General features: G+C 69.4%; 20 protein-coding genes. 11 read left to right on the top strand and 9 right to left on the bottom strand.

From position 1 onward, the window contains the following. Positions 1 to 198: 198 nt before the first annotated feature. Positions 199 to 783, bottom strand: a complete 585-nt coding sequence (locus LBN7_RS02035) for a hypothetical protein (protein ID WP_407360803.1) — start codon at positions 781 to 783, stop codon at positions 199 to 201. Positions 784 to 926: 143 nt separating this feature from the next. Then, the gene (locus LBN7_RS02030; protein ID WP_407360802.1) at positions 927 to 2690 is read right to left on the bottom strand and encodes a DUF4012 domain-containing protein; all 1764 of its coding nucleotides are present in this window, start codon (positions 2688 to 2690) and stop codon (positions 927 to 929) included. 121 nt (positions 2691 to 2811) lie between these two features. Here LBN7_RS02030 and LBN7_RS02025 point away from each other — a divergent pair, with 121 nt between their 5' ends. The 5 genes from LBN7_RS02025 to LBN7_RS02005 all read left to right on the top strand — a co-directional run bounded on the left by LBN7_RS02025 (position 2812) and on the right by LBN7_RS02005 (position 10176). Continuing rightward, positions 2812 to 3885, top strand: coding sequence for a glycosyltransferase (locus tag LBN7_RS02025; RefSeq protein ID WP_116636519.1), 1074 nt, complete (start codon positions 2812 to 2814; stop codon positions 3883 to 3885). 100 nt (positions 3886 to 3985) lie between these two features. Beyond that, the gene (locus LBN7_RS02020) at positions 3986 to 6451 is read left to right on the top strand and encodes an FG-GAP repeat domain-containing protein (protein WP_407360801.1); all 2466 of its coding nucleotides are present in this window, start codon (positions 3986 to 3988) and stop codon (positions 6449 to 6451) included. A 118-nt stretch (positions 6452 to 6569) separates the two neighbouring features. After that, positions 6570 to 7472, top strand: a complete 903-nt coding sequence (locus tag LBN7_RS02015; protein WP_243408988.1) for an ABC transporter permease — start codon at positions 6570 to 6572, stop codon at positions 7470 to 7472. Continuing rightward, positions 7469 to 8206 (top strand): ABC transporter ATP-binding protein, encoded by a 738-nt coding sequence (locus tag LBN7_RS02010; protein ID WP_116636516.1) that lies wholly within the window; start codon positions 7469 to 7471, stop codon positions 8204 to 8206. Before LBN7_RS02015 ends, LBN7_RS02010 begins: the two co-directional genes overlap by 4 nt. Continuing rightward, positions 8203 to 10176, top strand: a complete 1974-nt coding sequence (locus LBN7_RS02005; protein ID WP_407360800.1) for a DUF6541 family protein — start codon at positions 8203 to 8205, stop codon at positions 10174 to 10176. Before LBN7_RS02010 ends, LBN7_RS02005 begins: the two co-directional genes overlap by 4 nt. Here LBN7_RS02005 and LBN7_RS02000 read toward each other — a convergent pair. After that, positions 10173 to 10547 carry a DUF2304 domain-containing protein gene (locus LBN7_RS02000; protein WP_116636514.1) on the bottom strand — a complete coding sequence of 125 codons (375 nt, stop codon included), beginning with the start codon at positions 10545 to 10547 and terminating at the stop codon, positions 10173 to 10175. The two genes, LBN7_RS02005 and LBN7_RS02000, sit on opposite strands and share 4 nt — an antisense overlap. A 4-nt stretch (positions 10548 to 10551) precedes the next feature. After that, positions 10552 to 11238: a glycosyltransferase family 2 protein gene (locus tag LBN7_RS01995; protein ID WP_116636513.1), complete on the bottom strand. Its 687-nt coding sequence runs from the start codon at positions 11236 to 11238 to the stop codon at positions 10552 to 10554. 79 nt (positions 11239 to 11317) lie between these two features. On the opposite strand from LBN7_RS01995, the gene LBN7_RS01990 reads away from it, so the two are divergent. From LBN7_RS01990 to LBN7_RS01975, 4 genes are read left to right on the top strand one after another with little or no spacing between them, the layout of a single operon-like run. Next, complete coding sequence (locus tag LBN7_RS01990) at positions 11318 to 11929, top strand: acyltransferase (RefSeq protein ID WP_341945777.1); 612 nt, start codon at positions 11318 to 11320, stop codon at positions 11927 to 11929. Next, a complete protein-coding gene (locus LBN7_RS01985; protein ID WP_341945776.1) occupies positions 11926 to 13023 on the top strand; it encodes a DegT/DnrJ/EryC1/StrS family aminotransferase in 1098 nt (365 codons plus the stop codon). The genes LBN7_RS01990 and LBN7_RS01985 overlap by 4 nt, the downstream gene beginning before the upstream one ends. Further along, positions 13023 to 14009, top strand: coding sequence for a Gfo/Idh/MocA family protein (locus LBN7_RS01980; RefSeq protein WP_116636510.1), 987 nt, complete (start codon positions 13023 to 13025; stop codon positions 14007 to 14009). The genes LBN7_RS01985 and LBN7_RS01980 overlap by 1 nt, the downstream gene beginning before the upstream one ends. Before the next feature lie 12 nt (positions 14010 to 14021). Beyond that, the gene (locus tag LBN7_RS01975) at positions 14022 to 15815 is read left to right on the top strand and encodes an ABC transporter ATP-binding protein (RefSeq protein ID WP_116636509.1); all 1794 of its coding nucleotides are present in this window, start codon (positions 14022 to 14024) and stop codon (positions 15813 to 15815) included. A 24-nt stretch (positions 15816 to 15839) separates the two neighbouring features. Here the strand turns inward: LBN7_RS01975 and LBN7_RS01970 are convergent, their stop codons facing one another. Further along, a complete protein-coding gene (locus LBN7_RS01970; protein ID WP_116636508.1) occupies positions 15840 to 16922 on the bottom strand; it encodes a glycosyltransferase in 1083 nt (360 codons plus the stop codon). An 88-nt stretch (positions 16923 to 17010) separates the two neighbouring features. On the opposite strand from LBN7_RS01970, the gene LBN7_RS01965 reads away from it, so the two are divergent. Next, a complete protein-coding gene (locus tag LBN7_RS01965; protein WP_116636507.1) occupies positions 17011 to 18159 on the top strand; it encodes an acyltransferase in 1149 nt (382 codons plus the stop codon). On the opposite strand, the gene LBN7_RS01960 is transcribed toward LBN7_RS01965, so the two are convergent. The 4 genes from LBN7_RS01960 to LBN7_RS01945 are packed head-to-tail and all read right to left on the bottom strand — an operon-like array spanning position 18136 to position 22998. Continuing rightward, a complete protein-coding gene (locus LBN7_RS01960; RefSeq protein WP_341945775.1) occupies positions 18136 to 19371 on the bottom strand; it encodes a glycosyltransferase in 1236 nt (411 codons plus the stop codon). The genes LBN7_RS01965 and LBN7_RS01960 overlap by 24 nt on opposite strands. Before the next feature lies 1 nt (position 19372). Beyond that, positions 19373 to 20539: a glycosyltransferase family 4 protein gene (locus tag LBN7_RS01955; RefSeq protein WP_116636505.1), complete on the bottom strand. Its 1167-nt coding sequence runs from the start codon at positions 20537 to 20539 to the stop codon at positions 19373 to 19375. A 4-nt stretch (positions 20540 to 20543) separates the two neighbouring features. Then, entirely contained in the window at positions 20544 to 21719 is a 1176-nt protein-coding gene (locus tag LBN7_RS01950) for a glycosyltransferase (RefSeq protein ID WP_133192836.1), read from the bottom strand. Continuing rightward, positions 21703 to 22998 carry a hypothetical protein gene (locus LBN7_RS01945; protein ID WP_116636503.1) on the bottom strand — a complete coding sequence of 432 codons (1296 nt, stop codon included), beginning with the start codon at positions 22996 to 22998 and terminating at the stop codon, positions 21703 to 21705. The genes LBN7_RS01950 and LBN7_RS01945 overlap by 17 nt, the downstream gene beginning before the upstream one ends. Before the next feature lie 103 nt (positions 22999 to 23101). Between LBN7_RS01945 and LBN7_RS01940 the strand changes: the two genes are divergently transcribed. Continuing rightward, positions 23102 to 24259, top strand: coding sequence for a glycosyltransferase family 1 protein (locus LBN7_RS01940; RefSeq protein WP_407360799.1), 1158 nt, complete (start codon positions 23102 to 23104; stop codon positions 24257 to 24259). Positions 24260 to 24268 lie beyond the last annotated feature (9 nt).

The raw sequence follows: 24268 nt of genomic DNA, 5'->3' as shown, positions 1-24268 counted from the left end.
GACTTCAGCCGGGAGAGATGCGATCGTCCGCGATCAGCGGCGTTACGCCGTCCGCGGGCACGCCGCAGCCCACGACCGTCTCCCGGAGGAGCAGGCCGTGGGCTTCCGGTGCGGCCACCGGGATCGCCAGACGACGGTGATCGGAGGGGGAGGGATCACCGTCGTCCAGCCGACCACCGCACGAGGCGGCAGCCAGACTCAGGCGCGCTTGCGGCGAGCCGCACCGGCGGCGACCAGGGCCCCACCGGCGACGAGCGCGACGGCTCCGCCGCCGAGGATCCACGGCGATACGCTTCCGCCGGTGAGCGCGAGCTCGAATCCGTCGCCGGTGAGCGGCAGCTCCGACCCTGCGGGCGCGACAGACGGATCGTGGTCGCAGCTCACAGCGGCGTCGTGTCCGTGCGAGACCGTGATGGTCGCGGTGTACGAGCGCGAGCCGCCGAAGGCGATGGCGTAGGAGCCCTCTCCGCCGGACGGCGGGCGGAACGTCACCGTCATGCTTCCGTCAGCAGCGGCGGTGTTGCCCGAGACGGCCGCGTTCGCGGCGTTCAGACCCGACACCGACACGTTCACGTTCTCGGACGGCAGGAAGTAGCCGGGGCCGAAGACGATGGTCGAGACCTCGCAGATGTCGATGATCGGATCATCGACCTTCACGCCAGGGGTCTCCGCGTAGGAGTCGGTCGTCACAGCCGGGCCGGAAGGCGCAGCGGTTGCGACGGAGGGCGCGATGAATACCAGCGCGCCAGCGGTCAGGCTGATGGCAGCCAGTTTCTTCAGCATGATTTCTCCCCAGAATTTCACGCGGAATCGCACCCGAGCACACCCCTGCGCTCGACTGCGTGGACTCATCCTGCCCCCACGGCAGGAAGACAGAGCCCAGATATTCCCCAGTGAGTCGACAGTAGCCTATTCGGAGGCGAAAGTCACGAACCGCAGCGGAGTTCTTCGCGGGAGATCTCCGGAGCCTCGATCAGCGGGGTGACGAGCGCCTCGGTGAGGCGTTCGCCGGCACCATCGCCCTGGAATTCCACGGTGATCGTGGTCGACTCGCCCGGTGCGAGCAGCACCTCGTGCTGCACGACGGAGCGGTCTCCGAGCATCGCCGTCTGCACACCCTCCTCGGAGCCGTCGCGGTCGATGTGCGAGGCCGTGGCCCCCTCCGGTCCGTAGACGGCGATGAGCGTCCGCACGGACCCGGCGGGGACGCCGTAGTACCCGGCGCCCGTGACATACGGCGGCAGCGACGTCGCGGCATCCGCGGGTGCCTCATTGGTCCACGTGACGCGGACCTGCGTCGTCGGCTCGCCCCGGCACGTGCCGATCGCGGTGGCGACCGACGCCCGCGTGTAGTAGTCCATCTTGGCGCCGGTGGTGTCGTTCATCAGCACGCCCACATACGTCGCATCGACGCTGTCCGTCGGGATCGTCCCGCCCAGGGCGGAAGCCGCGAGCACGGACTCCTCGTCCTCATGGGCGCTCCAGATGCGGATGCGGCCCTCGCCCGCCGACTCGGCCAGCGCGCCGATGAGGGCCTTCGTGTCGCCTCCGGAGAGCGCAGCGACGAAGAGGCCGCTCGCGGCCTGGGCGAAGACGTCGTCCTGGGCCGCGGGGTCCGGGATGGCGGCATAGATCTCGGAGAGCAGGATGCTGATGACGGTCTCGGAGGTCGCCGTGAACGGACCGAAGCTGAGGTCTCCGGTGGCCTCCATGAGGTGCTCGGCCACGACGGCGTCGACGGCGATCACACCGTCGATCTCGCCGCCGAAGCGTCCCTGCCACCGTGTGGCGATCGTCGCCCCCGCCTCGGCGAAGTCGGGGATGCTGGTGATGTTCTGCAGGTACCGACCCGGCCGGTCCTCGAACAGCGCGACGGTCGACTCGCTGAGCGGCAGCGGGACGTCCAGCCCCGGGAAGTCTCTGGTGGACGCCTGGGTTCCCAGCGTGATCCGGCCGCCCTCCGCATGCAGCAGGGCGATCGATCCGATGATCCCGCCCGACGACCGCAGCTCGGCGTTGTTCTGCATGGCCAGCACGTAGTCGCGCGGCTCGTCGCCTCCGAGCATGGTCGGCAGGAGAACCGCGGCGCCGTGGAGCGACCCGACCACGGTCGCAGCCTCGGTGACGGACGCACGGAGCTCGCGCACGGCGTCGGCGAGCGGGGGGAGGGTCGCATCCGCGTCGATCTGCTGGGCGCGCTGCTCCGCGGAGGTGAGCGCGGCACTCGCCGTGCCGAGCGGCTTCTCGATCTCGGCGAAGGGCTCGAGGTCGATCGCGCCGTCCGCGAAGCCGAGGTTCCCCAGATCGAAGCCGGCGGCGACGTCGAGGAGCGGCGCGAGGGCATCCGCCGACACATCGTCGGCGATCTCGGCGACGTCGCTCACGGCGCGGAAGTTCGGTCCGAGCCAGGGGATGTAGCCGAAGGCCTGCCAGACCGGATCGGAGGTGAGATCGCGCGCCGATTCGGCGTTGCCCGCGATGCTCCCGGCGATGGGCTCCGCCCCCTCGAGGTCGCCCTCGGCGATCGCCGCCTTGAGCTGCGACGCCCCCTTGGCGACCAGCTGCAGGTCGCTCACCGCGCCGATGCCGCGGACGGCGACCCATCCGATCGCGAGCACGAGAAGCGTCAGGACGATGCCGACGGTCCAACCGATCCATCGGCGCCGCCGGGGAAGTCGACCGTCGCTCACGTGAGCATTCAAGCACGAACCGCTGCCGGACCGGGGGACGGATGCCTCGGGAAGCCCGATATTCGCACGGCACGGGGGTGGGATCCACGGGAGAGCGGTGCCGCGAGGATAGCCTGAGCGCATGGGTGCTCGGCTGCGTGTTGTTCTGGATCAGCTCGTGCACGTCGTCGATGCGGATCAGGCCGCGGCCGCGGTGGATCTGGCGATCGGTCTCGTGGCGACGGCCCCCACCGGGTGCACGGTCGATGCCATCGTTCCCGCCGGTGCCGAGGTCACCGTCACCGGTGTCTCCGACGTGCGCACGCTCAACCTCGCGCGGCGTGAGCTGGCCGCCGCCTGGCAGCTGGGCATCGCGCCCGGCGTCGGCGGAGGCCTGATCCATTCTCCGAGCCTCATGGCACCGCTCGTGCGCCACGACCGCGTGCACGACAACGATCAGACCACGGTGACCGTCTGGGACCTGCAGGCCTGGGATGCTCCCGAGCTTCTCTCGAAGAGCGCGGTGGCCTGGCAGCGCGCCATGCTGAAGCGCGCGGTGAAGCATGCGGACGCCGTGGTGGTGCCCTCGCACGCGGTGGCGGAGCGACTGTCCGAGGTGGCGAAGCTCCGCGGTCGCGTACGGGTGATCGCCGGCGCCGCGCCGCGGGGGTTCGTGACGCCGCGTGACGCCGAGACGCGTCGCGCCGCGCTGTCGATGCCGGGGGAGTACGTGGTGCTCACCGGCACACCGGCATCGCTCGAGGCGGGATTCCGCGGTGCCGTCGCTGCGGGGCTCGACGCGGTGGTTCTCGACGCGCCCGAGGGGGCGGAACCGCGACTCGCCGAACGGGCATCGGCCGCGGGGCTCCCCGAACGGCGCGCCCACGTGCGCGGGGTGCTGTCGCCGGAAGACCGAGCCGCCGTCCTCGCGGGCGCGGCGGCATTCGCCGCCACGAGTCCGGTCGCGGGCTGGCCGTGGCGGGCGGTGGAGGCGATGACACTCGGCATCCCCGTCGTCGCGGTCGACAGCGGCTCGCACCACGACGTGATCGCCGACGGAGGGCTGCTGGTGCCGGCGGACGGCGTCGCAGACGCACTCGCGGCGGCCTCCCGCGAGGGAGCGGCCCGCCTGCGGGTTCTCGCCGCCGACAGGTCGCGGGCGTTCTCGTGGGCCGGCTCGGCAGAGCGCGTGTGGGGGCTGCACGCCGATCTCTGACGGCGGAAGCCGGCTCGCACCAGCGAGCGACGCGCGCGATCCATACAGCGGATTCTCAGTAACAGTGGCATCATCCTGTAACTTCCGTCACACTGGTCACATGTCTCGACGTGCCCCACGCTCGCGAAACACCCTGAGGATCACCCGACTCCTCACCTGTTTCCTCGCCGCCTCCGCCCTGATCGTCGGCACGGTGGTCCCCGCCACCGCCGCCACGGCATCCGTCTCGTCGAGCGTCGCGACTGCGGCGAACGCCTCTGCCGACCCCGTCGCCGCCGGACTGGCGAAGACGACGCTCGTCGGCTTCAACGCGGGCAATCTCATCAGCGACGCCGTGTTCACGAACAAGAACTCAATGACCGAGGCGCAGATCCAGACCTTCTTCAACAGCAAGGTCTCCCGCTGCCTGGGCGGCACGGACGAGGACGGCCGACGGATCGTCTGCCTCAAGGACTTCACGATCTCGTCGGTGACGCGTCCGGCTGACGCGTACTGCAACGGATACACGGGGGCCGCGAACGAGACCGCGGCGCGCATCATCTACCGCGTGGCGCAGTCGTGCAACATCAACCCGCAGGTGCTGATCGTGATGCTCCAGAAGGAGCAGGGCCTCGTCACGCACTCGTGGCCGAGCGCGTGGCGCTACGACATCGCCCTCGGACAGGGCTGCCCCGACACCGCGCCGTGCGATCCGCAGTACGTCGGCTTCTTCCACCAGATCTACGGTGCCGCGCGGCAGATGCAGATCTACATGGAGGGCAAGTGGTTCCAGTGGTACGCGCCGTACCGGACCTGGAACATCCAGTACAACCCGAACGCCGGGTGCGGTTCCTCGCCGGTCTACATCGCGAACAAGGCCACGTCGGCGCTCTACTACTACACGCCGTACCAGCCGAACCAGAACGCGCTCAACGCCGGATACGGCGACAGCGGCGACCCGTGCTCCGCGTACGGCAACCGCAACTTCTACAACTACTTCACGGACTGGTTCGGCTCGACGCAGGTCCCGACCTCGATGACGCCGACGCTGTCCTCGATCGATCAGAGCTCGTTCGTGCTCGGCGTCGACGGCGCGGGCGACGTGTTCGGCTATCCGTACCTGAACGGCGCCTGGGGCGATCGTGTCAAGGTCGGCGGAGGGATGACCGGGGTCAAGAAGTTCTTCGGCGTCGGAGACCTCGACGGCGACGGGCGTCGCGACTTCGTCGCGATCAAGACGTCCGGCCCGGCGCAGGTCGTGCGGAGCAACGGGACGACCACGATGCCCGCGCCGACCACGCTGGCCGGTGACTGGTCCGGAGTGCTGCTGGCCACACCCGCCGGCGACTTCGACGGAGACGGCGTCCCCGATCTCTTCACGACGGACTCCGCCGGCCGTCTCATGCTCCGGGCGGGCGACAACCGCGGGGGCTTCCTCGCCCCACGCGTCGTCGGAACCGGATGGTCCGCGATGAACCTGATCAGCGGCAACGGCGATTTCGACGGCGACGGCCGGCCCGACCTCGTCGCTCGAGACGGTGGAGGGCGCCTGTACCTCTACTCCGGCAACGGCAGCGGCGGCTGGAAGGCGTCGAGGCAGATCGGGAACGGGTGGCAGGGCTTCACCGACATCTTCAACACCGGCGACTTCAACGGCGACGGCGTCTCCGACCTCCTCACGATCAACTCGTCCGGCACGCTGCGCCTCTATCGCGGCGCAGGCGGCGGAGCGATCGGTGCGGACATCGCGATCGGCCTGGGCTGGCAGACCGTCAACGCGTCGGTATCCGGCGCGGCGGTCTGGGGTCCGCGATCCCTCCCGGCCGGTGTGGGCAACGTCGACGGCGTGGCCGGTCGCGACATCGTGGCGATGACGACGGCCGGCGAGGTGCGCGTCTACGGCACGACCGGGAACGGCAACTGGGGCGGCATCGCGCGCCCGGCCAGCACCTGGGCGGCGACCGACAGGCTGACCCCGATGGGCGACTTCAACGGCGACGGATTCAGCGACCTCGGTCAGATCGACGCCGGCGGCATCTTCTATCTGCACCCCGGTCTGGCGGGCGGCGGCTTCGGCCCGCGCATCGTCATCGGCAACGGTTGGGGCTCGTTCCTCCGCATCGTCGGCGGCCTCGACTTCGACGGGAACCGGACGCCGGATGTGCTCGTCGTCGACGCGAGGGGCGACCTCCGGCTCTACCGCGGGAACGGCGCCGGGGGATGGGGTGCCGGTCTCGGCACCACGATCGGCCAGGGCTGGGCCAGCTTCACGGATCTCTTCAGCGTCGGCGACTTCGACGGCGACGGCAAGGCCGACCTGATGGGCCGCACCGCCGGGGGAGTGCTCATGCTCTACTCGACCACCGGCGACGGCAACTGGGGCAACGCGCGCTCGATCGGACAGGGCTGGGGCGGGATGGCCTCGGTGTTCAGCATGGGCGACTTCAACGGCGACGGCAACAGCGACGTGCTCGCGGTCACGACGACCGGCGACATGTACATCTACCGCGGCAACGGCCGCGCCGGCTGGACCGCCGATCCGACCCGCATCAACATGGGGTGGCAGATCATGAAGCAGATCATCTGACCGGCGTGATTCAGGACACGAGGGCACCCTTCGGGGTGTCCTCGGCCTGCTTCCAGGGGTGCCATAGGATACTGGGATGCGTCGTGGCGACCGCCACCGCAGCTGAATGAGTGGGCCAGTGACAGATACCCGAGATCTTTTCGCCGTCGTCCCGCGTTCCGAGTTCGATACCCCCGGCACCAGCCGAGGACTCATCGATGTCGTGCGCTGGCGCTATCTCCTGTACCTGCTGGTGCGAACGGGAGTCACGACCCGCTACCGCAACTCGGTGCTGGGCTGGACCTGGTCGTATGTGCGACCCGGAGCGCAGTTCCTCGTGTTCTGGGTGGTGCTCGGACTCTTCCTGAACCTCAACCGCGACATCCCGAACTACCCGGTGTACCTGTTCTCCGGCATCGTGGTGATCAACCTGTTCTCCGAGGCGTTCAAGAACGCGACCACGTCGATCGTGAACAACGCGCCGCTGGTGCGCAAGGTGTTCCTGCCGCGCCAGCTGTTCGCCGTCTCCTCGGTGGTCGTCGCCTTCATCCACTTCCTCCCGCAGCTCGCCCTGCTGCTCATCGTGTGCCTGTTCATGGGGTGGATCCCGAGCGTCTCGATCCTCGGCGTGCTCGCCGCACTGGCCGCGATGATCATCGTGTCGCTGTTCGCGCTCGGCATCGGGCTCTTCTTCGGCGCGCTCAACGTGCGGTTCCGCGACGCGGAGAACATCGTCGAGCTCCTGCTGCTCCTCGCCACCTGGGCATCGCCGGTGCTGTACGCCTGGACGATGGTGCAGGAGGCGATGGACAAGCTGGGGTGGCCGGACTGGCTGGTCGACATCTACCTGCTGAATCCGATCACGCAGGGCGTCGAGCTGTTCCACTACGCCTTCTGGCGGCCGGTCACCGACACCACGTTGGCACTCCCGCCCGACCTCGCGTGGAACACGCTCTGGACGTTCCTGATCGCGGTCGGCACTCTGCTGCTCGGTCAGCTCGTCTTCCGCCGTCTCGAGGGAAAGTTCGCCCAGGACCTATGAGCACTGCAACCGCTTCGCGCCCGAGCATCGTCGTCGACGGTGTCCGCAAGAACTTCACCCTGAACCACGCGCTCTCCTTCAAGGACACCGTCGTGGCCTGGATCCGTCGTCGGAAGACGAGCAGCACCTTCGAGGCGCTCAAGGGACTCGACCTCGTGATCAACGAGGGAGAGTCCGTCGCCATCCTCGGCCTGAACGGCTCGGGCAAGTCGACGCTCCTGAAGCTGATCTCCGGCGTCATGGAGCCCGATGCCGGCGAGGTGCTCACTCGCGGTCGGGTCGCCGGTCTCATCGAGGTCGGGGCAGGCTTCCACCCGGAGCTCTCCGGTCGTGAGAACGTCTTCCTCAATGCGGCCATCCTCGGGATGCAACGCAAGGAGGTCGAGGAGCGCTACGACGAGATCGTCGCGTTCAGCGAGATCGAGCAGTTCATCGATCAGGAGGTCAAGCACTACTCCTCGGGGATGTTCATGAGGCTCGCCTTCTCGGTGGCGATCCACGTGGAGCTCGACGTGCTGCTGGTCGACGAGATCCTCTCGGTCGGCGACGCCCCCTTCCGTGAGAAGTGCCGCCAGAAGTTCGGCGAGCTGATCGCACAGAAGAAGACGCTCGTCGTGGTCAGCCACGACATGGAGATGGTCCGAGAGCTCTGCACCAGAGGCGTGGTGATCAACAAGGGCGAGGTCGTCTACGACGGCGAGATCGAGGGCGCGATCGCGCTGGTCGACGAATGATCACCGACTGGCTGGCGCATACGGGGCTCTTCGCCCTCGCTCTGGCCGTGGTGTTCCTCCCCGGTCTGCTCCTCGGCCTGGCGCTGCGGCTGCGCGGTCTGGTCCTGTGGGCGGCCGCCCCGGGCATCTCCGTCGGCCTGCTGGCCGTGCTGGCGATCGTGTACTCGTTCCTCGGCATCCGCTGGGGTCATCTGAGCGTCGGCGTCGGCGTCGTCGTCATCGGCGCGCTGCTGTACGCGCTCTCGCTGCTCGTCGGCCGCGGACGCGGATCGACGGGAGGTCGACTGTCTCTGCCGCGACCGCGGTCGCGCGTGCCGAACCTGCTGCTGTTCGCCGGCCTCGTCGTCGGAGGTGCCCTCAACGCCGCCCGTCTGATGACGTACGTCGGCTTGCCGGGAGCGCTCTCCCAGACGAACGACGCCGTGTTCCACCTGAACGTGCTGCGGTGGATATCCGAGACGGGGACCGCGTCCTCGCTCGACGTGTCCGGTCTGATCGGCGGCACGACCTTCTACCCCGCGGCGTGGCACGCCGTCACATCGCTCGTCGCGCTCGACGTCGCCCAGATCCCGGTCGCCGCCAACATGGTGTCGCTGGTGATCGCGGCGGTGATGTGGCCGCTCGCGATCGCGCTCTTCGCGCGGGTGGTGAGCAACGGCAACCGTGCGGTCACCGCGCTGGCTGCGGCGCTGTCGGCGGGCCTGCTCGCCTTCCCGCAGCTGATGTTCGAGTGGGGAGTCCTCTATCCGTACGCGCTCTCGCTCGCCGTGATCCCAGCCGCTGCGGCGCTCACGATCGACGTCGTGCGGATCTGGATGGGTGCGGCGCCCGGCGAGAAGGCTCGCCGCGCGATCGGCATCGCGGTCGCCACCGTGCTCGCCGTGGCCGCGACGACCCTGTCGCAGCCGTCGTCGGTCCTCGTCTGGGGCGTGCTGGTGATGCTGTGGCTCACCGGGACCGTCCTGCGCCGCTATCGCACGGCCGACCGTGTCTTCCGTCGCCGATCGCTGGTGGTGCTCCTCGGCGGATGGGCAGCGGTCGTGGCGGTCTGGCTCGCGCTGGCTTACCTCGCCGGGCACGTGCTCTGGCGGTCGTACCGGGGGATCCCGGGGGCCCTGGTCGATGTCATCCTGAACAGCCACTCGCTGCTCCCGCCGGCATGGGGGATGAGCGCGCTGCTCATCGTCGGGCTCGTGATCGCCGTGCGTGCGCCGCGCCTGCGCTGGCTGGTCGTCGCCTGGGCCGGTATCTCGCTGCTCTACGTGATCAGCGTCGCCACGGACCTCCCGGTGGTCAAGCGCGTGCTGACGGGACCGTGGTACGGCGACTCCTTCCGTCTCGCTGCCGTCGTGCCGCTGATCGTGGTGCCGCTCGCAGCCGTCGGGCTCGCCGCGGTCATCCGCGTCGTCGCCCGCCGGTGGTCGGACGTCAGCGTGCTCGCCCGCACTCCGCTGACGGTCATCTCGATGGCCGTCATCGCCGTGGTGGGCGTCATCGGCGTGATCATCGCACCGGTCGTCCTGCTGCGCGTCGCGGCCGAGACGGACGAGCAGTCCCGCTACGCGATGGACGCGGACAGCTACCTCTCGACCGACGAGTACGCGCTCCTGCGCGAGCTCCCCGATCTGATCCCCGAGGATGCCGTGATCATCGCGAACCCCTCGACCGGCGCCGCATTCGCGTACGTGCTCGGGGACCGCGACATCATCCCGCGCACATGGTCGCCGCCGCAGTCGCAGGCATGGGACACGCTCGCGGTCGGTCTCCGCGATGCCGGGGACGACCCCGCGGTCTGCGAGGCCCTCGCCGCCTACGGCGCCCCCGAGTACGTGCTCGACTTCGGCATCGGCGGCACGGGGCCCGGCGAGTACCTGATGCCGGGGATGACCGGGTTCGAGGGGCAGCCCGGTTTCGACGAGGTCGCCCGTGAGGGAGAAGCGAGCCTCTGGCGGATCACCGCCTGCGACTAGCGGCTCTCCGGCTGCCCGGCATCCGACTCGTCGGGCTGCTCCGACGGGCTCGACGCCTGGAGCAGGGCGAGCTTGCGCGCCAGCAGCGTGAGTCGACGCTGCTGGGCGGCGTTCCGACGCGACTGCGTGTAGACGAACACCAGGAACATCAGCACAAGGGCGTAGAGCAGCAGGTCGGTGCCGCGGCCGACCCCGACGAGGTTGGCGACCCACGTCAGCCACTGCGGGAACAGGATCGACACGATCGCGACGAGCACGAACACTCCGAAGAGCAGGCGGCGGATGGCGAGATGGCTGTCGGCGCCGGTGCGACGCATGAAGACGGCGCCGATGGCGACGACGCCGACGATGAGGACGATCTGGATCCACATGGCGTTACCTCACGATCAGGTCGACGAGGATGTTGACGGAGTTGAGCACCGACTGACCCTTCGACTTCGAGTAGTCGGTGTACAGGAGCTCGACCGGATGCTCGATCCACGGGAGTCCGGTGTGTCCGAGCTGCAGCACGATCTCGGTGGCATGAGCCATCCGGTCCTGCTTCAGCGAGATCCGGCTCGCGGCGTCGGCGCGGATGACCCGCAGGCCGTTGTGCGCGTCGGTGAGCTTGACGCTGGTGGTGAGGTTGGTCACCCAGACCGCGGTCTTGAGGATGACGCGCTTCATCCAGCCGGGGTTCGTGCGGTCGTCGAGGAACCGGGAGCCGAAGACGATCGCGGCGCCGGTCTCGCGGGCCGCGGCGACCATGGCGATCGCATCGTCGACGCGGTGCTGGCCGTCAGCGTCGAAGGTCACGATGTACTCGCATCCGGGCTGCGAGAGCGAGTAGTCGATGCCCGTCTGCAGTGCGGCGCCCTGACCGAGGTTGATCGGGTGCTCCACGATGTGGGCACCGGCCGCGCGCGCCTCCTCGAGGGAGCCGTCGGTGGAGCCGTCGTCGATGCACACGACGTTCGGGAAATGGGGGAGAAGCGTCGCGATCACCCCCGAGATGACGGTCGCCTCGTTGAACAGCGGGACGACGACCCAGGTATGCGGATCGGGGCTGACTGGGTTGATCACCCTCCTATCCTCTCAGGAAACGACTGGGTGAACAGATAGGATGACCGAGTCCCCTTCAACACGTACGAGGAGAACCCGTATGCCCTCACCGACCGATGTCCGGATCGTCGATTCGGCCGATGTGTCCCCTGAGGCGAAGATCGGAGCAGGAAGCTCCATCTGGCATCTGGCACAGGTGCGCGAGGACGCGCAGCTCGGAGAGAACTGCATCGTCGGTCGCGGGGCGTACATCGGCACCGGCGTGATCATGGGCGACAACTGCAAGGTGCAGAACTACGCCCTCGTCTACGAGCCGGCGAAGCTCGGCGACGGCGTCTTCATCGGACCGGCCGTCGTGCTGACCAATGACACGTACCCGCGGGCGATCAACGCCGACGGCACGATCAAGAGCGCGCACGACTGGGAGCCGGTCGGCGTGACGATCGAGCGCGGCGCGGCCATCGGCGCCCGTGCGACCTGCGTCGCCCCCGTGACCATCGGCGCCTGGGCCACCGTCGCCGCCGGCGCCGTGGTCGTCAAGGACGTGCCGGCCTACGCCCTCGTCGCGGGCGTCCCCGCCCGCCGCATCGGCTGGGTGGGAGAGTCCGGCGTCCCCCTCGTCGCCGGCGAGGACGAGAAGACCTGGGTGTGCCCCTCCACGGGTGCGCACTACATCGAGACTGACGGAACACTGATCAAGGAGACCGTGTGAGCGAGTTCATTCCCCCCGCAAAGCCGATCATCGGAGATGAAGAGCGCGCTGCTGTCGATCGCGTGATGCGCAGCGGCATGATCGCTCAGGGGCCCGAGGTCGCGGCGTTCGAGAGCGAGTTCTCGGCGCACTTCGTGCCGGGGCGCCCCTCCGTCGCGGTGAACTCCGGCACGGCGGGTCTCCACCTCGGTCTTCTCGCGGCCGGCGTCGGCGCGGGCGACGAGGTCATCGTGCCCTCCTTCACCTTCGCGGCGACGGGCAACTCCGTCGCGCTCACCGGGGGGACCCCGGTCTTCGTCGACATCGAGCCCGACACGTTCACGCTCGACCCCGAGGCCGTCGCCGCGGCGATCACCCCGAAGACCAAGGGCATCCTGCCCGTGCACCTGTACGGCCACCCCGCACGCATGCGCGAGCTCGAGAAGCTCGCCGCCGAGCGCGGCGTCGCCCTCTACGAGGACGCGGCCCAGGCGCACGGCGCATCGCTCGACGGCCGCCCGGTCGGCTCGTTCGGCGAGTTCGCGATGTTCAGCCTCTACCCGACGAAGAACATGACCAGCGGCGAAGGCGGCATGGTCACGACGGCGACCGACGAGATCGCCCGCCAGGTCAAGCTTCTGCGCAACCAGGGCATGGAGCGCCAGTACGAGAACGAGGTCATCGGCTTCAACGCCCGCATGACCGACATCCACGCGGCGATCGGTCGCGTGCAGCTCACGAAGGTCGACGCCTGGACGAAGACCCGTCAGGCGAACGCGGCGTTCCTCGACGCGAACCTCCAGGGCGTCATCGTGCCGCCCGTCGCCGACGGCGCCGTGCACGTGTACCACCAGTACACGATCCGCGTCCCCGAGGACCGCGACGGCTTCGTCGCCGCGCTCAAGAGCGAGCACAACGTGGGCGCCGGTGTCTACTACCCGATCCCGAACCACCGTCTGCCCTCGCTGACGCACTTCGCTCCGGGGCTCGACCTGCCGGAGACCGAGCGCGCAGCCCGCGAGGTCGCCTCGCTGCCCGTGCACCCGTCGCTGAGCCAGGACGACCTCGAGCGCATCGTCGCCGCCGTCAACACCGTCGCAGGAGCGGGCGCCTGATGGCCGATCTGCGTGCCGGTCTTCTCGGCGTCGGGATGATGGGTCGCCACCACGCCCGCGTGCTGCGCGACGTCGACGGCGTCGACCTCGTCGCCATCGCCGATCCCGGGGGAGACCCCCACGGTGTCGCCGGCGGACTCGAGGTCCTCCCCGACATCGACGCGCTCATCGCGGCCGGAATCGACATCGCCGTGGTCGCCGTGCCGACCCGCTTCCACGAGGACGCGGCGCTCAAGCTGGCCGAGGCCGGCGTGCACACGCTCGTCGAGAAGCCGATCGCCCACAACGTCGAGGCGGGGCGTCGGATGACCGATGCCTTCGCATCACGGGGCCTCATCGGCGCCGTCGGTCACGTCGAGCGCTTCAACCCCGCTCTGCAGGAGATGCGCCGCCGCCTGGAGGCGGGTGAGCTCGGAGACGTGTTCCAGATCGCCACTCGTCGTCAGAGCACGTTCCCCGCGCGCATCGCCGATGTCGGCGTCGCCAAGGACCTGGCCTCCCACGACATCGACCTGACCAGCTGGGTCGCCCAGAGCGAGTACCGGACCGTGTTCGCGCAGACGGCGCACCGCAGCGGCCGCGAGTTCGAGGACATGATCACCGTCACCGGTCGCCTGGCGAACGGTGTGATCGTGAACCACCTCGTCAACTGGCTCTCGCCGATGAAGGAGCGCGTCACCGTCGTCACCGGCGAACGCGGCACGTTCATCGCGGACACCGCGACCGGCGACCTCACCTTCTACGCCAACGGCACGATCCCGCTCGAGTGGGACTCGATCTCGTCGTTCCGCGGCGTCTCGGAGGGGGACATCACCCGTTACTCCTACGCGAAGCGCGAGCCGCTCAAGGTGGAGCACGAGGCGTTCCGCGATGCGGTCCTGGGCAAGCCGAGCGACCTCGTGACGATGGAGCAGGGTCTGCACACCCTCGCCGTCGTCGAGGGTGCAGTCACCTCGGCCGCCACCGGCGTGTCGACCACTTTCTGAGCAGCGGAGCGTATGAAGAGAATCTGGCCGGTCCTGAAGGACCTCCTGCCGCTGCTGCCCGAAGGCGCACGGCGTTACTTCGCCGGCTACATGGTCGCGACGACCGTGATCACCGCACTCGACGTCATCGCGATGTCGCTGCTGGCGCTCATCATCGGTCCCGCTCTCTCGGGCGGAACCCTGTCGCTGCCCATCATCGGCGAGGTGTCGGCCGAGATGATGCCGCTGCTCGCGCTCGCGGCCTGCGTCCTGATCATCCTCAAGTCCGTGCTCTCTGTCACGCTGCACTGGTTCGCCACGCGCCGTTTCGCCCAGTACGAGCTGGAGATCGGCGATCGGATGTTCAACGCGTACATCAACTCGAGCTGGGAGGAGCGCTCGAAGCGCTCCGTCGCCGAGATCACCCGCATCGCGGATGCCGGCATCGCCAACACGATGGCGGGGTTCCTGCTGCCGCTGATGCGCGTTCCGAGCATGATCTTCACGTTCGTGCTGATCATCGCAGTGCTTCTCGTGGCCGACCCCTGGACGGCCATCATCGCCTTCGGCTACCTGGGGCTCGTGGCGCTCATCGTGCACCAGGTCGTCACCAAGCGGTCGCTCGAGGCCGCGCAGGTCAACCTCACGTACAGCTACCGGGTCGCCATCCTGATGACGGAGATGATCGAGGCGCTCAAGGAGCTGAGCCTCCGCAACCGTCTCTCCGAGGTCTCCGACCTCGTCACCGCGAACCGCAGCCGGTCTGTGCGTGCGCGGGCCAACGGCTCGTTCCTCGGCATCATCCCCGGCTTCGCGTTCGAGGCCGCGCTGATCGGCGGTGTCATCCTCATCGGCGGGTTCTCGTTCTGGCAGGGCGGCCTCACGGCCGCGCTGTCGTCCGTCGCGCTGTTCGCCGCCACCGGATTCCGGCTGATCCCGGCGATCACGGGCATCCAGGGCGGCATCGTGCAGGCGGTGGCGAGCACGCCCTCGGCTCTCGATGTCATCGGCGACCTCATGTCGGCCGAGAAGGACATGGAGACCTCCACGACCCCGGCGGACACCGCGATCCTCTCGGAGAACCCGCGGGAGCTCCGTCTCGACGATGTGCGATTCCGCTACCCGGGCGCCACCGAGGACGTCATCCGCGGAATGTCCCTCGACATCCCGCTCGGCAGCTCGCTCGGAATCGTCGGGCCGTCTGGAGCCGGCAAGTCCACGCTGATCGACCTGCTGCTCGGCCTGAGCCAGGCCTCCCGAGGAGAGATCTCGATCGACGGCGCGCCGCTCAGATCGGTGCTCAAACAGTGGCGCGGCCGCGTCGGCTACGTCCCGCAGCGTGTCGCGCTGTTCGACGGCAGCATCGCGCAGAACGTCGCTCTCACCTGGACCGAGGAAGTCGACGAGGAACGGGTTCTCAACGCGCTGGAGCGCGCACAGCTCGGACCGCTGATCCGCTCTCGGCCCGGCGGCATGCACGAGCGCATCGGGGAGCGCGGCGTATCGCTGTCCGGCGGTCAGCAGCAGCGCCTCGGCATCGCACGCGCGCTCTACACCGATCCTCTCGTGCTCGTGCTCGACGAGGCGACCAGCTCGCTCGACACCAAGACCGAGGACGAGGTCACGAAGTCGATCCGCGCGCTGCAGGGTGAGGTCACGCTGATCTCGGTGGCGCACCGCCTCTCGACGATCAAGGACTACGACCGGATCTGCTACGTCGACGAGGGCGTGATCGCCGCCTCCGGCACGTTCCTGGAGGTGGCCTCGATGCTTCCGGACTTCGCCGAGCAGGTCGTGCTCGCCGGGCTCGCCCGAGACCTCGACTGAGTCGAATCGGGTCGGGGACTGCGGTCAGGCTGCGCTCATCGAGCGCAGCCCCGCGAACAGGGTGCGGAACGGCGCCTGCCCGTGCAGGGCGAGGAACGGATTCCTGGGCGTGAGCGCGCCGATCGTGCGATAGTTCCACCGCGCGTCGAGGAGGTGGAGGATCCGCGCCTTCTCCGGCTCGTTCACCTGGAGCTCGTCGATCACCTGGCGGTCGACCCTCGCGAGGAGCCGCAGCACTCCGGGGGCCATCCGCTCCAGGCGCTCGATCACGGCGATCAGGTCGAGCCGGTGCGCGCCGAGTCCTTCCGGCGCGTTCGCGCGCGCGAGGATCGCATCGAACAGGTGCACCCGCAGGATCTTGATCGCGAGTGCCCGGCGCTCGGCGCGACGGAGGCGGGGATACCAGGGGGCGGTCTCGATGGCGTCGAGGAAGGCGAAGTCCGCGGCGACGTCTCTGCTCGAGAAGGTGACCCGGTCGTCGGCGTCATCGTGCACGAGGTAGGCGGGCCCCGTCATGTCATAGGCGATGTGCTGACCGGTGAACCACAGCGTGGCGGTGTACGCGAGGTCCTCGCCGGACGGCAGTCCTTCGGTGAAGCGGAGGTCGGCGAACCGCTGCCGGTCGACAACGCCGAGCGGCGCGGAGCGGTAGGTCAGCCGATCCTTCCTGGCGTCGAGTTCCCGCTGACGCCGACCGTTGCGCACCGGAGGATACGGATCGCTTCCGCGCCCGACGATGCGGATGCGCGCGAGAACCGTCGTCGCACCGGTCTCCGCCTGCAGGCGCAGCCACGAGTCGATGGCCCCAGGAGCGAGTTCGTCGTCCGATCCCATCACGGAGAGGAAGGGGGCGGTCGCCTGATCGATGCCGTGGTTCATGGGCCCCGCAGGGGAGCGGATGCCGTCCTCGAACGGGAGCAGGCGCACGCGGGCGTCCGACAGCAGCGTGCCCAGGTTCGACGCGATCACGGCCGGGTCGATGTTGTGCGCCACGACGTTGACGCGCACGTCCGCGCTCGTCCCGTCGAGGACGGACCGCACCGCGCGATCCACGGGACGGGTGGCGGAGTGCACGGGAATGACGACGTCGATCTGCGGGGTGCTCATCACTGGAATTCTACGGGGCGGCGGGGTCCGGGCGAGGCGCCGGGTATCCTGGACTATCGACCGCCCCTGATACCGGAACCGAGACGAGATGTCGCTGCCCTCCCGAAACGTCCTCGCCGAGCCGACGCAGCGACTCGACGCACTGACCGGGCTCCGGTGGTGGGCGGCGTTCCTGGTCTTCTTCTATCACATGCTCGTCTTCGCACCGGTCCCGGGGCTGCTGGCGCAGGTGTTCTCCTACGGCTACTTCGGAGTCACGTTCTTCTTCGTGCTGTCCGGCTTCGTGCTCACGTGGTCGGCGCGCCCCGCGGTGTCGAACTCGACCTTCTACTGGCGGCGCTTCGCCCGGATCTGGCCCTCGCACATGGTGGCTCTGATCCTCGCGATCCCGGTGTTCTACACCTTCGCCGCCATCCCGGAGGGCAGCTTCCTCAAGCCGTTCGATCTCGGTATCCTCGCGCTCTCGGTCGTGCTGCTGCAGGCCTGGTGGTCGAATCCGATGATCCTCTTCTCCGGGAACCCGGCGGCGTGGACTCTGACCTGCGAGGCGTTCTTCTACGCCCTGCACCCGTGGATCTCGCGCGTGCTCGTCCCGATGGCGAAGCGGGGAGCGCTCCTGCTGGCGGCGGGTGTCGTGCTCTACGCGTTCGTGTACCGCGCCGGCGTCGCCCTGGCCCCCGACTCCTGGCTGCCGCTGGTGCCGCTGCCGGTCCAGCGGCTTCCCGAGTTCGTGCTGGGCATGGCGCTCGCGTGGGCCATGCGCAACGGCTGGCGTCCGCGCATCCACCCGTTCGTCGGCGTCGGCGCGATGGCGGTGGCGATCCTGGCGATCCTCCTCAGCAGCCGCCTGAACGGAGTCGTCCCGCTGATCGGGTACGTCGGCACCTTCGCCAACGAGCTGTTCACCGTCGGCTGCGCGATCGCGATCGTCGCCCTCGCGTCCGCGTCCCTGAACGGCCGCCGCGTCTTCTTCGACACCCGTCTCCAGGTGAAGCTGGGTGAGTGGTCGTTCGCGTTCTACCTGATCCACGCGACGGTGATCTACACGGCCCTGCGGATCTTCGGCCTCCAGCCGCCGTCGTGGACGAACCTGATCTGGTACGTCGTGCTGCTCGCGGTGTGCATCGTGGCCGCGTGGGCGCTGCACGCGTTCGTGGAACGCCCCGTCGAGCGTCGGATGCGTCGCTGGAAGGACAGGCGCGACGCGACGCGCTCAGTCCCCGTCGGGGCGGCCTGAGCGGTCGATCCATCCGTCCAGGAGGACGGCGGCGCTGCGTGCGCCCGAGTGCACCGCCTGCACGTAGCCCGGTCCGCTCTCGGCGATCGCGCGCGCGCGATCGGGGTCCGCGAGCAGCCCGCTGACCACGTCGCGGAGCGTGTCGGGGGTGGCCTCGACGATCGGCAGCTCCAGGCCGGTGTCCGCGTGGATGAGCTCGCGCACCTCCGGCAGGACGTGCCCGACGACGATCCGACCGGCCGCCATGGCCTCGCAGGCCGCGACGCCGTACGACCCGATCCGGAACTGGTCGAGCACGATGTCGGCGCCGCCGATGATCGCCGGCATCTCCGCGGAGCTCACGCCGGTCACGAGGTCGTAGCTGATCGCCCGATCGTCGACGAGAGGCTGCAGGGCCGGCGCGATGTGATGGCTGCCCTTCTGGACGGCGGAGCTCGAGATGTGGATCACGCGCGGCGTCTGCCCGAGGAGCACGGAGCGGTCCTGGGCGAAGCGCTCGGCGTCCACGACGACCGGACACCATCGCGCCCAGGGGACGTCGAGGAGCAGATCGGGTGTCGAGACGAACGTGGGGCGCCGGAGCGTGTCGAGGAGCGCGATGTTCTCATCGGCGTCGGCCTGGAGCGTCTCGGTACGGGGGTCCTCCGGGTAGGGCGACCAGGGCGTCAGCGCGGCGTGCGCCCGAGGGCTGCGGATGTCGGTGCCGTGGCTGAGGAAGGCGACGGACAGCCCGGCCTTCTCGAGCGCCTCGACCTCGGCGAGCACCCGGCGGCCGAAGAGTCCGCCGAAGATCGGCCGCTCCGCCTCGATCAGCACATGCGTGAAGGCCTGCACCGCCTCCCACTCGGCGCGCTGCCACTCGGCGGAGGCGCTGTTGACGGCGATGGGCACGGTCGTGTCAGCTGGGAAGGCGAATCCGCCGGGGATGTCCACGGCCATGTTGCGCGCGCCGACGTCGCTCTGCGCCCGCTCGAGCGCCCGCGCCCAGAGGAAGCCCTGACCGGAGTAGTTGGTCGGGGCGATGTAGACGCGGACGGCCGTGTCCGGCGCCGAGGTGTTCGCAGCGCCGTCGCCGCCGAGGATCCGATAGGCGAGTCGACCGATCAGGCCGTCCGGGTTGCGCGCGGGCGCATCGATGATGCGCGTCGCCCAGGCGGGCAGGGACGAGCGGCGGCGGACCAACCAGCCGGCGATGTCGTGCAGACCGGCCATCTCAGCGCTCCTCGGAGCGGACGGCCGCGGACTCGATGTTGTCGACGACGCGCCGCGCGACGGCCGTGAGGGAGTGCTCTTCGGCTGTCCAGCGTCCGAGGTCCTCGCGCTCCTGCGCGGAGAGCGGTGTGATCGCGAGCTGCTCCATCGCGATCGCGATCTGGGCCACGTCGTACTCGCAGGCGATCCCGGCCCGCACGTGGCGGTTCGCCTCCCGCAGGAACGGCGCGGTGGGGCCGGGGCCGGCGAACAGCACAGGGCATCCCGCCGCGAGCGAGGAATACGCCTTCGTGGTGAAGGCGTAGTCGTAGCCGGTGCCGGGGCGCAGGGTCGCCATGCTCGCGACGGCCTCGTTCAGGTGCGGGAGGAGCTCCTCCGCCGGCATCGCGGCGAGGAACTCGACCGCGTCGGCGACGCCGACCTGTCTCGCGCGCTCCTCGATCAGCTCGCGTTCGCTGCCGTTGCCGATGAACCGCAGCGTGTAGCCGGGATGCTCACGAGAGAAGATCCCGAAGGCGTCGATCAGCGCCTCCGCGCCGTGCCAGGGCGAATAGCTCCCCGCATAGACGAAGAGCTTCCGGACGGGGACGTCGGAGTCCGGGGCGAACGCCCCCGTGTCCGCACCGAAGCCCGTGACGGCGATCCTGCGGGAGACGCCCAGCGCGCGAGCGCGCGTGACGACGCCCTGCGAGATGGTGACGAGGCGCTCGGCGCCGCGCATCCCGAATCCCTCCATGGCGCGGAGCACCCGGATCACGAGCGAGGAGTTCGTCGCCTGGTCGGCGGCATCCGACCAGATGTCCGCCGCGTCGTAGACGTAGGGGATCCGCCGCAGGGCGCAGATGACGCGCACGACGACCCCGGTGGTGGGCGGCGGCTCCATGAAGACGACGTCGGGGCGCCGCAGGAAGAGCAGGCGGAAGGCGAGGGGGATGTCGAAGCTCAGGTAGGGGATGTACCCGCGCACGTAACCCTGGCGGTCGCGGACCACCGGGAAGGTGCGGACGGTCTCCACATGACGCGGAGTCCTCGTGCTCTTCGGCGGCCGGGCGGTGAGCACGACCACCCGATTCCCGCGGCCGGTCAGCTCGTCGGCGACGGCGCCGAGGAAGAGCGAGGCGGCAGACGGCTCCGGTCGGTAGATGCGGGAGACGATGGCGACGCGCATGGATTCAGACCGCCAGGAAGTGCTTCACGAGCACCTCGCGGGAGAAGGCGCCGTCGTGGAGGCGACGCACGAACGCCGGTCCGGACGCGGCGATCGCACGGTAGTGCTCGCGACGCGCGACGATGTCGCGCAGCACCGCCTCGATGTCGTCCGGTGTGGCCTCCACGACGGGGAGCGGCATCGAGGCGTGGCGCTCGACCTCCTGGCGCACCTGATCGGTCACGTGCGCCAGCACGAGGCGGCCGGCTGCCATGGTCTCGCAGGCCGCGACGCCGTAGTCTCCGACGCGGAACTGGTCCAGCACGACGTCGGCGGATGCGAGCACGGCGGGCATCTCCTCGTTCGGCGTGCGCTCGAGCTGCACGAACTCGATAAGACCCTCGTCGTGGAGCCGCTGCGCCGCGGGAACGATGAGGGGCGTGCCCTTGACATGGGGGTTCGTCGGAGCATGGACGACCTTCAGCCGGTCGCGCTGCAGGACGGGCTCGTCGTTCACCCACCTGTCCGGGTCGATGACGACGCCCAGGAAGTGCGCGTCGGGGATGTCGATGAGCAGCCCGGCGGTCGAGACGAATGTCGGCAGTCCGAGCTCGCGGATGACCCGCAGGTTCTCGGCGACCACGGTCTCGACCTTCTCCGCAGCGACCCACTCGTCGCTGTCCACGAAGTGGGACCAGGGCGTCGACTGCACGTGCGTCGAGGGGAGCCGCACGTCCGTGCCGTGTCCGATGATCCCCACGCGGGCGCCGCCGCGCTGCATGAGCGCCACCTGCCGCCGCAGATCACCGGAGAACATGCCGCCAAGAACCGGAACGCAGGCCTCGACGAGAACGTGCGTGTACTCCTGGGCGATCGTCTCGACCATCGCGCGCTGCCACGCGCGGGAGTGCTCCGAGGTGCGCCACGGCACGACGTAGTCCGCGGGGTACTGCAGGACGTTGTTCTCGGCATGGACGAAGTTCTTCGCCGAGACGTCCCCGGACTCCTCCATCGCCCGCGACCACCGGTAGCCCTGGCCGGCGTAGTTCACCGGGCCGATGAGCACGCGGTGCGGCCGGGTCAGGTCGGGGTGGGGCGGGGGCGGGGGCACGACGCCGTTCGCCCTGTCGACACCGGCGGCGATGGAATCCTGCACCGGCTTCGGCACCAGCTTCCAGATCCGCTCAATCGCGGGATGCATGCGCGCCACCTTCCTGGTCTGTGCTCGTGCGTGGACGGATCCACTCGTCTGTCAGGACCGCAGCGGCCATGCGTCCGTCGTGGACGTGCCGCACGAAGTCGATGCCTGCTCGGATGATCGCGGAGCGATCCGGAAGCGCGGCGAGTCGACGCAGTGTCTCCTCGATGCTCGGCGGGTCGCTCTCCACGACGGGGAGCGCGAGTCCGGTGCGCCGCTCGACCTCGCCGCGGACGCGGTCGGCGACGTGTCCGACCACGATGCACCCCGCGGCCATGGCCTCGCAGGCTGCGACGCCGTAGGAGCCGATGCGCACCTGATCGATCACCACGTCGGCGGTGGCGAACACGGCCGGCATCTCGGCGCTCGGAACGCCCTGCACGAGTCGGAGGTCGATGACCCCTTCCTCGGCGAGCTTCTCGAGCGCGGGGAGGATGAGCTGGGTGCCCTTCACCGCCGACACCGACGGGACGTGCGTGACGCGCAGCGGGCCGTCGGAACCGCTCCGAGGCGCGGCGGCCCAGCGCGAGGGGTCGACGACGACCGGGCACCATCCGGCGGAGGGCAGATCCTCCAGCAGGTCCGGAGTCGAGACGAAGAGAGGACGGCCGCTCTCGGTCAGCAGTCGGATGTTCCTCGCGGCGAGGACCTCCGCCCTGGGCGCGTAGATGTCCGGGTCTCCGTAGTGCGACCACGGGTTGTCCGTCATATGGCGGGAGGGGAGCCGGACGTCGGTCCCGTGCGCGAGGAACGCGACATCGACGCCTCTGTCCAGCAGGGCCTCGGCCTGAGCGGCGACCGACCGCGACAGCATCCGCCCGAACGGGGGCTCCTCGGCCTCGATCAGCACATGCGTGGCGCGGCTCGCAGCCTCGAACTCGCGCTGCTGCCACTCGGCGCCGTTGTGGTACGTGCCGACGGGGACCACGAGGTCCGCGTCGAACGAGAAGCCCCCGGGAACGTCGACGGCGGTGTTGCGGGCCGAGATCGAGGGGTCCGCTGCCTCGAGCGCGCGCGCCCAGGCCCGGCCCTGGCCGGAGTAGTTCATCGGGGTGATGAGGACCCTGATCGGCTTGTCGTCGAACTCCGTGGCGGGAACGGCTCCGGCCGGAGCCGGGGCACCCATCCGGCGGGCCGCGATCCGGCCGATCGGACTCATCGGAGCATCCGCGATCCGATCGATGAGCGAGTTGATCCAGCCAGGCAGACGGTAGCGGTTCACGAGCGCGGAGCGATCGTGGAACGGACAGCGGTCATCCGCCCAGTCTACCGAGGCGGACATGTGTCCTCCGGGGAACCGCGCTGAGGCCTCCTAGACTGGAGCGCATGAGTGTCCGGATCGCATACGAGGACGTCCGCCCTTCCCCCTCCGGGACCGTGACGACGTGGTGACCTCGTCTGCGCGGCCGCGGGTCCTCATCCTCTCGTACGACGCGATCGACATCGATCCCCGCGTGATCAAGCAGGTGCGCCGGCTCGCCGACGAGTACGAGGTCACGACCTGCTCGCCCGGTGCCTCGCCGGACTCTCGGGTCGAGCACATCGCCCTCGACCCCGATGACGTCCGGCCCCGCGGACGCTGGGGAGACCTCGTCGACGACATCGCCCGCGAGCGGGAGTGGTTCCGCTGGGGGTACGACCACGTGCCCCTGGTGCAGCAGACCCGTCGTCTCCTGCGCGGACGCCGGTTCGACGCGGTCATCGCGAACGACGCGGAGACCCTCGGAGCCGCCATCTCGGTGGCGGGAGCGGAGCGGGTCCACGCCGACCTCCATGAGTTCTTCCCCGGCCTGCCCGTCGACGATACGAAACTCGGACTCCGGCAGCGGCGGTACTGGACCTGGCTCATCACACGGTTCGCGTCCCGCGTCCGGTCCTCCACGACCGTCGGTACCGCGATCGCCCAGCGCTACCGCGAGTACGCCCTCGAGCCCGGCGTGGTGACGAACGCGACCCCGTTCCGGGACTTCGCGCCGACGCCGACGGGGCGTCCGATCCGGCTCGTGCACAGCGGCAATCCGTTCCGCGAGCGAGGTCTCGCCGAGATCATGCGGGCAGTCGCCGCCTCCTCGGCCGACGTCAGCCTCGACCTCTACCTGACGTACAACCCGCCCACCGATCGTGAGCACCTCGTCGCTCTCTCCGACGAGCTCGGATCTCGGATCACGGTGCATGAGCCGGTCGCGCAGGCCGAGCTGATCGATGTGCTGCACGGCTACGACGTGGGGATCCACGTGCTGCCGCCGACGAGCGAGAACAACGCGCTCGCGCTGCCGAACAAGTTCTTCGACTTCGTGCAGGCCCGACTCGGCATCATCGTCGGTCCGTCCATCGAGATGGCCGGCATCGTGGAGGAGCGGGGCCTCGGCATCGTCACGGCGGACTTCACGGAGTCGAGCATCCTCGCGGCCGTCGACGGACTCACTCCCGAGCGGGTCGACGGGTTCAAGGCCGCTGTGCAGGAGCACGCCGCGGCGCTCTCCGCCGAGGCGCAGGTGGAGAACTGGGCGACGGCGGTCAGCGCGATCGTGCGCTCCCGCTGACCGCGACTC

It is taken from the genome of Microbacterium sp. LBN7 (assembly GCF_045690345.1).
In the GTDB taxonomy this organism is placed as follows: Bacteria; Actinomycetota; Actinomycetes; order Actinomycetales; family Microbacteriaceae; genus Microbacterium.
The sequence above is the reverse complement of the archived record's forward strand: the minus strand, read 5'-3'. Positions and strand labels throughout refer to the sequence as shown.

Excerpts from the sequence above, each read along its gene's own strand:
- LBN7_RS01955 (WP_116636505.1), bottom strand. The coding sequence starts at position 20,539 with ATGCGCGTCGCCATCGTCTCCCGCATCTACCGACCGGAGCCGTCTGCC.
- LBN7_RS01950 (WP_133192836.1), bottom strand. The coding sequence starts at position 21,719 with ATGCATCCCGCGATTGAGCGGATCTGGAAGCTGGTGCCGAAGCCGGTG.
- LBN7_RS02005 (WP_407360800.1), top strand. The coding sequence starts at position 8,203 with ATGATCACCGACTGGCTGGCGCATACGGGGCTCTTCGCCCTCGCTCTG.
- LBN7_RS01970 (WP_116636508.1), bottom strand. The coding sequence starts at position 16,922 with ATGAGCACCCCGCAGATCGACGTCGTCATTCCCGTGCACTCCGCCACC.
- LBN7_RS02020 (WP_407360801.1), top strand. The coding sequence starts at position 3,986 with ATGTCTCGACGTGCCCCACGCTCGCGAAACACCCTGAGGATCACCCGA.
- LBN7_RS01990 (WP_341945777.1), top strand. The coding sequence starts at position 11,318 with ATGCCCTCACCGACCGATGTCCGGATCGTCGATTCGGCCGATGTGTCC.
- LBN7_RS01945 (WP_116636503.1), bottom strand. The coding sequence starts at position 22,998 with ATGTCCGCCTCGGTAGACTGGGCGGATGACCGCTGTCCGTTCCACGAT.
- LBN7_RS02010 (WP_116636516.1), top strand. The coding sequence starts at position 7,469 with ATGAGCACTGCAACCGCTTCGCGCCCGAGCATCGTCGTCGACGGTGTC.
- LBN7_RS01960 (WP_341945775.1), bottom strand. The coding sequence starts at position 19,371 with ATGGCCGGTCTGCACGACATCGCCGGCTGGTTGGTCCGCCGCCGCTCG.
- LBN7_RS01965 (WP_116636507.1), top strand. The coding sequence starts at position 17,011 with ATGTCGCTGCCCTCCCGAAACGTCCTCGCCGAGCCGACGCAGCGACTC.
- LBN7_RS01980 (WP_116636510.1), top strand. The coding sequence starts at position 13,023 with ATGGCCGATCTGCGTGCCGGTCTTCTCGGCGTCGGGATGATGGGTCGC.
- LBN7_RS02035 (WP_407360803.1), bottom strand. The coding sequence starts at position 783 with ATGCTGAAGAAACTGGCTGCCATCAGCCTGACCGCTGGCGCGCTGGTA.
- LBN7_RS02025 (WP_116636519.1), top strand. The coding sequence starts at position 2,812 with ATGGGTGCTCGGCTGCGTGTTGTTCTGGATCAGCTCGTGCACGTCGTC.
- LBN7_RS01975 (WP_116636509.1), top strand. The coding sequence starts at position 14,022 with ATGAAGAGAATCTGGCCGGTCCTGAAGGACCTCCTGCCGCTGCTGCCC.
- LBN7_RS02000 (WP_116636514.1), bottom strand. The coding sequence starts at position 10,547 with ATGTGGATCCAGATCGTCCTCATCGTCGGCGTCGTCGCCATCGGCGCC.